1 protein-coding gene is annotated in these 327 nt (G+C 63.0%); it reads right to left on the reverse strand.

Annotated elements, in window-relative coordinates; all coding sequences use genetic code 11:
- Positions 1-327 (reverse strand): TCP-1/cpn60 chaperonin family protein (locus EOB49_RS34970; RefSeq protein WP_281060642.1); only part of this gene is annotated, 327 nt, incomplete at both ends.

Here is a 327-nt window from a genome sequence, read left to right on the forward strand (position 1 = left end):
GGTCGAACTGCATGCCTTCGACGACTTCGAGTTCGGTCTCGGCGGTCTTGGCTTCCTCAACCGTGATGACGCCTTCGTTGCCGACCTTCTGCATCGCTTCCGCGATCATCTTGCCGACCGACTCGTCGCCATTGGCCGAGATCGTGCCGACCTGGGCGACTTCCTCGGAGGTCTTGATCTTCTTGGCAGCCTTGCCGAGCGCGCCGACGACTTCGGTCACGGCCAGATCGATGCCGCGCTTCAGGTCCATCGGGTTCATGCCGGCGGCAACGGCCTTGTGGCCTTCCTGGACGATCGACTGTGCCAGAACGGTTGCGGTCGTGGTGC

Origin of the sequence: Mesorhizobium sp. M7A.F.Ca.MR.148.00.0.0, assembly GCF_003997735.1 — a bacterium.
Taxonomy (GTDB): Bacteria; Pseudomonadota; Alphaproteobacteria; order Rhizobiales; family Rhizobiaceae; genus Mesorhizobium.